The sequence below is a fragment of the Pseudoalteromonas sp. TB51 genome (genome assembly GCF_000498055.1).
GTDB classification, from domain to species: Bacteria; Pseudomonadota; Gammaproteobacteria; order Enterobacterales; family Alteromonadaceae; genus Pseudoalteromonas; species Pseudoalteromonas atlantica.
In genome coordinates, this window is the sequence record NZ_AUTO01000187.1 from 1 (window position 1) to 9,120 (window position 9,120).

Here is a 9,120-nt window from a genome sequence, read left to right on the forward strand (position 1 = left end):
TAAAGACGTTAAGCGTACTCAGCGAGATTATACATTAGGCTTTAAATTATCTATTGTTGAGCAAGTAGAAAAAGGCGACTTCACCTATAAACAAGCGCAAAGTCATTACGGTATTCAAGGCCGCAGTACCGTTCTGGTATGGCTGCGAAAACATGGTAAATTAGATTGGTCTAAACCAACTTATATAGCCAACATGCCTAAATCGAAAGAAACCCCAGCACAAAAAATTAAACGTTTAGAGCGCGAGATAGAAGAGTTACGCCTAAAGGATTTAATCAAAGATGAAATGATTAATATTATGGATGAAGAATATGGAGCGGGCTTGCGAAAAAAGTACATATCCGAGCTATCACGCGCGCAAAAGAAAACCATCAAATAAAGCTTACTCCGTTATGCCGTGCATATGGCGTAACGCGACAAGGTTACTATCAAGCTATGCGCAGAATAGATGCTCGGAATAAAGAATTGGAGCCAGTCAAAGAATTAGTGATGTACTGGCGGCAATTCATGCCTCGTATTGGTGGGAAGAAACTTTATCTGATGATAAAGCCAGACCTGCAAGAGCGTGGCATTAAACTAGGTCGTGATTGTTTTTTTGATTATTTGAGAGAGCATGACTTTCTTGTAAAACCAAAGAAAAATTACACTAAAACAACAAACAGTAACCATTGGATGCGCAAGCATCCCAATTTACTAAAGGAATACATGCCTACTGCGGCCGAGGAAGTCTTCGTTAGTGACATTACATACGTAAAGTCAGCGCAAGGCGTGCATTACCTATCGTTAGTCACTGATGCTTACAGTCGAAAAATAATGGGTTATGAGCTGAGTGATGAAATGAAAGCAACCGATGTAGTCAGAGCATTAGAAATGACAATTAAGCAACGCGTATATAAACGTGATGCCATTCATCATTCAGATAGAGGTTTACAATATTGCTCTGAAGTATATCAAAATGCGCTATTAAAAGAGGGCATTAGACCATCGATGACCGATGGGTATGACTGTTATCAAAACGCATTAGCAGAGCGTATTAACGGGATATTAAAGCAAGAGTTTTTACTGTATAAATGTCGCAATATGGCAGAGTTAAAACAGCTCGTTGAAGAATCGATATTTATATACAATGAAATGCGACCGCACTTAAGTTTGGATATGAAAACACCAAATCAAGTGCATAAAAAAGACCTGGCGCTTTCGCACCAAGTCTTTCATTAAAACCGTCAACCTATTTCAGGACGGGACATAATACTACGGTTGTTATTTGTGGTATTGCGCGCTTAGCTCATGTACTGCATTAATAAATACACCGGCGTTTTCTGGGTCTACATCTGGTGTAATACCGTGGCCTAGGTTAAATACGTGGCCATCACCTGTGCCAAAGTCTTCTAAAATAGTGCCTACTTCTTGGCGGATACGATCAGGCGTACCGTGCAGCATTGACGGGTCCATATTCCCTTGCAATGCAACTTTATCGCCTACACGGCGTTTAGCGTCGCCAATATTAATAGTCCAATCAAGACCTACTGCATCACAGCCTGTTGCTGCAATTGCTTCAATCCACTGACCACCATTTTTGGTAAATAGCGTTACCGGCACTTTACGGCCGTCGTATTCGCGAATTAAACCATCAACAATTTTATGCATGTATTGCAGTGAGAATTCGTTGTAATCGCGCGGGCTTAATACGCCGCCCCACGAGTCAAATACCATTAACGATTGCGCACCGGCTTTTACTTGCGCGTTTAAGTAATCAATGACTGAATCAGCTAATTTATCTAGTAATAAATGTAGTGTTTGCGGCTCTGCAAAGGCCATTTTTTTAATTTTACCAAATACTTTACTGCTTCCGCCTTCAACCATGTAAGTTGCTAGTGTCCACGGTGAACCCGAAAAGCCAATTAGTGGCACTTCGCCTTTAAGTTCACGGCGAATAGTACTTACTGCGTTCATTACATAGCCAAGCTCGTCAGTTGGGTCTAGCTTAGGAATCTTTTTAACATCAGCAAGTGACGAAATAGGGTTTTCAAATTTAGGGCCTTCACCGGTTTCAAAGTACAAACCTAAGCCCATAGCATCGGGAATAGTTAAAATGTCACTAAATAAAATAGCAGCATCTAACGGGTAACGGCGAAGGGGTTGTAGTGTTACTTCACATGCAAGCTCAGCATTACGGCACAGGCTCATAAAATCGCCCGCTTGTGCACGTGTAGCACGGTACTCTGGTAAATAGCGTCCTGCTTGGCGCATCATCCATACCGGTGTTACATCAACGGGTTGTTTTGCAAGTGCACGTAAATAACGGTCGTTTTTTAATTCGCTCATAGCGTAAATAATCCTGAGGCTTATAGAAATTGTTCAAGATTGTACCACCATATTCTCCGGCTCTCTATCGCTAAGCTCTTAAAACATGTGTTACAGCTAACAGAACCTAGTTTGTTGCTTATTTAGTCACATTTGAGTATTAAATAACCAAAAAGAACTAACAATAAAAACTTTTTGTTAATATGTTTGCAACATAACAAAAACCTTGGTATTGTTTGTCCCGCGTTAACAAGAACAATAATAAAAATCTTAAACAACAATAACAAAAATATTTATAATAAAAATAACAAAAATCTTCTATAACAATAAGAAAGCTTGTATTAACAGGCCAAAACAAGAAATTAAGCCACCTTAACCGGTGGTTTTTTCTTGCCTGCAATAAAATAATAATTTACCTACAATAAATACACACATGCACCAGCTCATACCTTTTACTTGTTGATATACACTTAAATAAAATATATCTTGATGTATAAGAAAATTTAAATTTAACCATAAAAGTGACCCAGCTTAGGAGAACAGTAATGCTGACGCGCGTAGAGAAAGCTCAACAAAAATGGGGTGGTAGCCATACTGTCATTGATAAATGGTTAAACGAGCGCCAAGAGTTAATTGTACTTTATTGTAAAATGGCTGGGTTTTCGCCATACGACAAAAAAGATCACGCCTTACCAGAGCCAGAACAAATTCAATCATTTTGCCAAATTTTAATGGATTACTTATCTGCCGGCCATTTTGAAGTGTACGATGACATTGCAAAAGCCTGCGAAAGCAAGGGCCTTGAAAGCCAAGAGCTGGCAAATACAATTTACCCGCGCATTTCTAGCACAACAGATATTGCTTTAGACTTTAACGATAAATACGCAGAAGTAGATAAAGAGGACTTACTAGCAGAGTTTGATAACGATTTGTCGGTACTTGGCGAAACGTTAGAAGCGCGTTTTGAACTAGAAGATGAGCTAATAGATAATTTGTTTTCTAACCACACAGATTAATAAAATAGCCAACAAAAAAGGGACCGTTATGGTCCCTTTTTGCGTTATAAGCTATCGCTTATTGCGCAGGTGCTTCGTCATCTTGTATTTCAAGTAGTTCTACTTCAAAAACAAGCGTTGAGTTAGCTGGAATTTTACCTAGGTCACGATCGCCGTAAGCAAGTTCAGAAGGAATAGTGAACTTGTACTTAGACCCTACTGACATAAGCTGTAAACCTTCAGTCCAACCCGCAATTACACGGTTAAGAGGGAAAGTAGTTGGCTCGTTACGCGCATAAGAGCTATCAAACTCAGTGCCGTCTAATAAAGTACCCTTGTAATGTACTTTAACTACGTCTGTTGCTGCTGGCTTTTCGCCTTCGCCTTCGCTAAGTACTTCGTACTGTAGACCTGACTCAGTTACTGTTACGCCTTCTTTTTTAGCATTTTCTTCTAGGTATTTTTTACCTGCTTCTTTGCTTTTTTCAGACTCAACTTTAGCTTTAGCTTCTTGCTTTGCACGCACTGATGTATCTAGCTCAGTTAGCACTTCACGGATTTTTTCTTCATCGATTTTTGCATTACCAGCAAGCGCATCTTCAAAACCACGAATTAATAGTGCTTGGTCTAGTTCAATACCAATCTCTGATTTATCAGCTAGGTCTTTATTTAAAAAGTTACCTACTGATGCACCAATACCGTATGCTTGCTGCTGCTCTACAGTGTCTAATTTAACTTCAGCTTGTTCTTGTTTTGCTTCTTGATTACAAGCTGTAAGCGCTAAAACCGACGCTGCAATCAATGACAATCTAATCGTCTTTTTCATTTTAAATCTCCGACACACTTTGCAGTTGTCATTTATTGTATTATTACTAGTTAAAGATTAACGGCCTACATGATAGGCTGCTTGTTTAATAACTAACTAAATTAAAACCTAACCTATTATAGTGATTAGACAAACACCCTAGGCCTTCAACGTGACCTAGTCTAACCTCTCAGTCACTAAGAGTTAAGAGGAAATACCTGTAATATGTCGATATTTCGTACTTTTTTAATCGCTTTTAGCTGTTTATTAGCCATAGCTTGTAGCGATCAAAAACAGCAAGCTGCACAACGCTTTGAACACGCAGCACAGGGTGCGTTTTCCTCGGCAGTATCTAACGATGGTAAATACAGCCTAGTCTCCTCCATTCACCATGGGGTCGCCCTGTGGGATAATCAACAGCAGGTGCTAAAATATCAATGGTTTCAACAGCAATCACAAGAAAGCCTAGTGTATGCTGTGGCTATTGCCTTTGATAATAGCGTGGCCGTTACCGCAGAAAAAACCACCTTTGCCGTGTGGGATATTAGCAGCGGCGAAAACCGCGGCTATTATAAAATTCAACAAGCCACTATTCGCGATATTGCGATAAGTAACCAAGGCCGCAGTGTTTTATACGGCAGAAGCGACGGCGTAGTGGTATTTTTAAACCTAGAAACCGGACGCCGCATTGAGTTTTTAGGCCACCAAGACAAAGTAAACACCGTTGATTTATCGCCTAATGGGCGCTACGCCTTAAGCGGCTCAAACGATTACGTTGCTTATTTTTGGGATACACGTACGGGGCAAGTAATTCATCGCTTTAATCACCCGACTCGTGTTACCCAAGTAACCCTAGACCCACAAGGTCGCTACGCATTTACCGCAGATAGTATGAAGCAAGCACATGTATGGAAGCTGACTACAGGTGATCTTGTGAGTAAACTGGCGTATATTGCGCGTCAGAAAATTTTTACTGCGGTGCGCTTTAACGAACAAGGTACATTGCTGGCCACAGGCTCGCCCAATAAGCGCGTTGACTTATGGCAGTTACCCAGCGGAGAAAAAATTCAAACTTGGCAAGTCACACCACGTGAAGGCAGTAAGCCTAAATCGGCTGTGGTGCTAGATGTAACGTTTATAGATAACGGCAAGTCGTTGTTAACCGAGAGCTCGAGCGGAATTGCAGAGCACTTTACAATACGAGAAGCAAATGAACACAATTGAAAATCGTTTAATGGAGCTTGAGGCAAAAGTTGCTTTTCAAGACGAAACAATAGAAATATTAAATGACGAGCTAAAAGCACACCAACAGCAGCTAGCAAAAATGAAGCGCCAAACTGAGTTACTAGCAGAAAAACTTAAAGAAGCGCAGCAGCCGTCGCTAATGTCGCAAATGCAAGAGCCGCCTCCGCCACATTACTAAGGTGGGTAAAAAATAAAACCGGGTTAATCGCCCGGTTTAAATACACCAATTACTTGTTCAAATTGGCGAGTAGATGCCTGAACAGCGTTATCGGGTTGCGCCATTTTGTGGCCACACTCTACACACTCTACTTTTTCAACATCATGTTCTCTGTACAGCATCATGGTATCCATGGCTTTACACTCAGGGCACGATGCACCAGCAATAAATCGCTTCTTTTGTCTCACAACATTTTTCCTGTGGTTTGAACTGCACATATTTTATCGTATAACTTCCTATGTTGATACGCTTGATAAGAGCAATACGTTCTATGGTATGATAGCGCCAACTTAACCAGGGCACAGTAAAGTAACGCATTCATGATCCAAATCTCAGAAATAGAACTACTTCGTGGCGGAAAAGCCTTATTAAAAAATGCCTCGGCTACTTTATTTCCTCAGCACAAAGTGGGCTTAGTTGGCGCTAATGGCTGTGGTAAATCTACCTTATTTAGTTTATTAAAATCTGAGCTGCAACTCGATGCGGGTGATTGCAATATACCGAAAGATTGGTCTATTGCTTCTGTAAAACAAGAAACCCCAGCCCTTGAAATAAGCGCCATTGATTATGTACTTCAAGGTCACCCTGAATACTATGCGTTGCGTATTGCCCTGCGTGAAGCTGAGCAAACAAACGATGGTGACACCCAAGCCAAAGTACATATTCAGCTTGAAAATATTAAAGGCTACAGCATAGAGTCAAAAGCGGGCGAATTACTGCACGGCTTAGGCTTTGCTAATCACCAAATAGAAAACCCTGTAAGCGCGTTTTCTGGTGGTTGGCGTATGCGTTTAAACCTTGCACAAGCACTTATTCGCGATGCCGACTTACTATTACTCGATGAGCCTACCAACCACCTTGATTTAGATGCCGTTTACTGGCTTGAGCGCTTTTTACGCGCCTACACAGGCACCTTGGTACTTATATCTCATGACCGCGAGTTTTTAGACGCCGTGGTTGATCAAATTTGGCATGTCGATAAACAGCTTATTAATGTGTACAAAGGTAACTACTCACAGTTTGAACGCCAAAAAGCAGAGCGCTTGTTACAACAACAAGCAATGTTTGAAAAACAACAAGAGCAAATTGCCCATCTTGAGCAGTTTATAACTCGCTTTAAAGCCAAAGCCAGTAAGGCCAAACAGGCACAAAGCCGTGTAAAAGCACTCGAACGTATGGAAAAGCTGGCACCTGCACATGCCGACTCACCATTTGACTTTGAATTTGCCGAGCCAACAGCCCTGCCTAACCCGCTAATGACCCTAGATAAAGCAAAAGCAGGTTATGGCGATGTCACTATTTTAAATAATATCGCGCTAAACCTAGTTCCTGGCAGCCGTATTGCGTTACTCGGTCGTAACGGCGNGGTAAATCAACGCTTATAAAGCTATTAGCGGGCGAGCTTGAGCCGCAAGCAGGTAAAGTGGTTCAACACCATGGCTTAAATATAGGTTACTTTGCGCAGCACCAACTTGAATCGCTTGATTTAAAAGCCAGCGCAGTGACCCATATTCAACGCTTAAACCCACAAGCCACAGAGCAATCATTGCGTGATTTTTTAGGTGGCTTTGCATTTATTGGCGATAAAGCACTTGAACCCGTGGCGCCGTTTTCGGGCGGTGAAAAAGCCCGCTTAGTGCTAGCTATGTTAGTGTATCAAAAACCCAATTTACTACTACTTGATGAGCCAACTAACCACCTTGATTTAGAAATGCGCCACGCGCTAGTAATGGCACTGCAAGGCTTTGAAGGCGCCATGGTTACCGTATCGCACGATCGCCACATGCTTAAAAACACCGCCGATGAATTTTATTTAGTCGATGATGGCAAAGTCATTCAGTTTGGTTACGACTTAGATGCGTATTACCAATGGTTACTCAATGCCAATAAAGAAGCCGCTAAAAGCCAGCAACCTGACGAGCCAAAAGCAAATCCAAGCGTTAATCGTAAAGAGCAAAAGCGCCTAGAAGCTGAGTTTAGAAAAGCCATTCAACCGCTTAAAAAGCAAATTGAAAAGCTTGAAAAGCAGCTCGATAAATTTACTGCAGAGCTTAGCGAAGTTGAAGTAGCCCTTGGCGACAACACACTCTACCACGACGATAACAAAGCCCAGTTAAAAGAGCTAATTGCTAAGCAAGCAACGCTTACCCCTAAAGTAAACGACACTGAAGAAGAGCTACTGATGGCGCTTGAAGAAATGGAAGAAAAAGAACAGGCCTTTGCCGATGAACTTGCTCAATAAAAACGACTTTTGGCAATTTGCCTGCGCTTTGTACGCAAAGCCTGGGCAACAACAAACCTTGCTGGCACTGCAAAACCAGCAAGGTAAAAACGTTAATCTGTGCTTATTTTTGCTGTATTTAGACTCACTTAAGTTAAGCATTAATGCCGAGCAGCTCTGTGCGTTAATAGCGTCTATTAATGAGTTTGATACGCAGGCACTTAAGCCACTGCGTTCCACACGCAAGTATTTAAAAGCCAATCAAGAAAGTATCAGCAACTATGCAAAAATACGCCAAGAGCTATTAAGCGCCGAGTTAAAGCTTGAAAAGCAACAACAGCAAATACTGATTGATACAGCGAATAAACTTAGCTTTTTAGAAGCTGTAAAGCCAAACAATATTGAGCTGTATGTGAAAGCCACTTAGGCTGTCAGTTTTTACACCCTCCTCTAAATGTTCATTCTATTTTCTTTGTGCAAAAAATCTTTAAGCCAATTGATTATTCAAAGCCTATAGGTGCCGGAGTAGGAACTGAATAACCCCAAAAGCATGATCTACATCAACTTTACTTAGTTACTTTTTCCACGCAGGGAAATAGTTTGATCTCGATCACATTATGCTTTGCAAAGTCACTTTATGATGTCTCCATCAACTGAACGAGGAGATTAATCATGAACGTATTCTTTAGAGACTTTTTTAGCGACCCTGTTTTATTTATGTCTTTTGGGATTTTAGGCGTAGTGATTTCTCTTTGCCTATTTTACGCTTTTTACTTTATTAAAAAAATTAGCGAGGCTGAAGTTCCCGAGCATCATTAAGCACGACGCACAAAGCGCCTACTCAGGTTCCTGATTAGGCGCTTTTTATTTTATAAAGCGAAAAATTTGGTACACTAACGCTTCGTTTTTTTCATAGTGCGTAGTACAAACATGATCAATAAGTTTAAACCAGCATGGTGGATGACCAATCGTCACGTTCAAACCATAATGCCGCGTTTTTTCCGTCCATTTCACAATACGTCCTACGAACTTGAGCAACTTGATACGCCCGACGGCGATTTTATTGAACTTGCATGGTCGCTGCCTCATAACGAAAACGCTCCCCTTGCTGTGGTTTTACATGGCCTTGAAGGCAACATAAATAGCTTTTATGCCAAAGGCATGATGAAAGCCTTAAAAAAGCAAGGCTATGCCGTAGTACTTATGCACTTTAGAAACTGCTCAAGTGAAGTTAACCGCTTACCGCGTGCTTATCATAGTGGCGATACCGCCGATTTAGCTTTTTTTATAAATCATTTAAGAGAGCAATTTCCCAGCCGCCCTATTATGGCTG

10 protein-coding genes and 1 pseudogene are annotated in these 9,120 nt (G+C 41.2%); 8 read left to right on the forward strand and 3 right to left on the reverse strand.

Translation table 11 applies throughout. From position 1 onward, the window contains the following. A protein-coding gene (locus tag L650_RS23730; protein ID WP_128081048.1) for an IS3 family transposase occupies positions 1–1,218 on the forward strand; the annotation gives its coding sequence in 2 pieces (ribosomal slippage) (positions 1–335 and positions 335–1,218; 1,219 coding nt annotated over the 2 pieces). This gene is flagged as partial in the annotation. A gap of 42 nt (positions 1,219–1,260) precedes the next feature. On the opposite strand, the gene hemE is transcribed toward L650_RS23730, so the two are convergent. Beyond that, positions 1,261–2,325 (reverse strand): uroporphyrinogen decarboxylase, encoded by a 1,065-nt coding sequence (gene hemE, locus L650_RS0110020; RefSeq protein ID WP_024033935.1) that lies wholly within the window; start codon positions 2,323–2,325, stop codon positions 1,261–1,263. A gap of 524 nt (positions 2,326–2,849) precedes the next feature. Here hemE and L650_RS0110025 point away from each other — a divergent pair. Beyond that, the gene (locus L650_RS0110025; protein WP_004589394.1) at positions 2,850–3,320 is read left to right on the forward strand and encodes an Rsd/AlgQ family anti-sigma factor; all 471 of its coding nucleotides are present in this window, start codon (positions 2,850–2,852) and stop codon (positions 3,318–3,320) included. A 58-nt stretch (positions 3,321–3,378) separates the two neighbouring features. On the opposite strand, the gene fkpA is transcribed toward L650_RS0110025, so the two are convergent. After that, on the reverse strand, positions 3,379–4,125 hold the full coding sequence (fkpA, locus tag L650_RS0110030) for an FKBP-type peptidyl-prolyl cis-trans isomerase (protein ID WP_004589617.1): 747 nt from the start codon (positions 4,123–4,125) through the stop codon (positions 3,379–3,381). A gap of 204 nt (positions 4,126–4,329) precedes the next feature. Between fkpA and L650_RS0110035 the strand changes: the two genes are divergently transcribed. Continuing rightward, on the forward strand, positions 4,330–5,328 hold the full coding sequence (locus L650_RS0110035; protein WP_029773021.1) for a WD40 repeat domain-containing protein: 999 nt from the start codon (positions 4,330–4,332) through the stop codon (positions 5,326–5,328). Then, positions 5,315–5,527: a SlyX family protein gene (locus tag L650_RS0110040; protein ID WP_004589619.1), complete on the forward strand. Its 213-nt coding sequence runs from the start codon at positions 5,315–5,317 to the stop codon at positions 5,525–5,527. Before L650_RS0110035 ends, L650_RS0110040 begins: the two co-directional genes overlap by 14 nt. A gap of 23 nt (positions 5,528–5,550) precedes the next feature. Here the strand turns inward: L650_RS0110040 and L650_RS0110045 are convergent, their stop codons facing one another. Next, positions 5,551–5,754, reverse strand: coding sequence for a YheV family putative zinc ribbon protein (locus tag L650_RS0110045; protein WP_004589620.1), 204 nt, complete (start codon positions 5,752–5,754; stop codon positions 5,551–5,553). Between the two features lie 132 nt (positions 5,755–5,886). Between L650_RS0110045 and L650_RS0110050 the strand changes: the two are divergent. The 4 genes and pseudogenes from L650_RS0110050 to L650_RS0110065 form a co-directional block, all read left to right on the forward strand. Beyond that, positions 5,887–7,808, forward strand: a pseudogene (locus tag L650_RS0110050) (ATP-binding cassette domain-containing protein). Beyond that, entirely contained in the window at positions 7,792–8,214 is a 423-nt protein-coding gene (locus tag L650_RS0110055) for a TIGR02444 family protein (RefSeq protein ID WP_029773022.1), read from the forward strand. Before L650_RS0110050 ends, L650_RS0110055 begins: the two are co-directional and overlap by 17 nt. Before the next feature lie 245 nt (positions 8,215–8,459). After that, a complete protein-coding gene (locus L650_RS24300; protein ID WP_004589623.1) occupies positions 8,460–8,606 on the forward strand; it encodes a hypothetical protein in 147 nt (48 codons plus the stop codon). 111 nt (positions 8,607–8,717) lie between these two features. Continuing rightward, positions 8,718–9,120 (forward strand): alpha/beta fold hydrolase (locus L650_RS0110065; RefSeq protein ID WP_029773023.1); only part of this gene is annotated, 403 nt, incomplete at its 3' end.

What these genes read in the sequence shown, in the direction of transcription:
- L650_RS0110035 (WP_029773021.1), top strand. Translation starts at nt 4,330, where the DNA reads ATGTCGATATTTCGTACTTTTTTAATCGCTTTTAGCTGTTTATTAGCC.
- fkpA (WP_004589617.1), bottom strand. Translation starts at nt 4,125, where the DNA reads ATGAAAAAGACGATTAGATTGTCATTGATTGCAGCGTCGGTTTTAGCG.
- L650_RS24300 (WP_004589623.1), top strand. Translation starts at nt 8,460, where the DNA reads ATGAACGTATTCTTTAGAGACTTTTTTAGCGACCCTGTTTTATTTATG.
- L650_RS0110055 (WP_029773022.1), top strand. Translation starts at nt 7,792, where the DNA reads ATGAACTTGCTCAATAAAAACGACTTTTGGCAATTTGCCTGCGCTTTG.
- hemE (WP_024033935.1), bottom strand. Translation starts at nt 2,325, where the DNA reads ATGAGCGAATTAAAAAACGACCGTTATTTACGTGCACTTGCAAAACAA.
- L650_RS0110025 (WP_004589394.1), top strand. Translation starts at nt 2,850, where the DNA reads ATGCTGACGCGCGTAGAGAAAGCTCAACAAAAATGGGGTGGTAGCCAT.
- L650_RS0110040 (WP_004589619.1), top strand. Translation starts at nt 5,315, where the DNA reads ATGAACACAATTGAAAATCGTTTAATGGAGCTTGAGGCAAAAGTTGCT.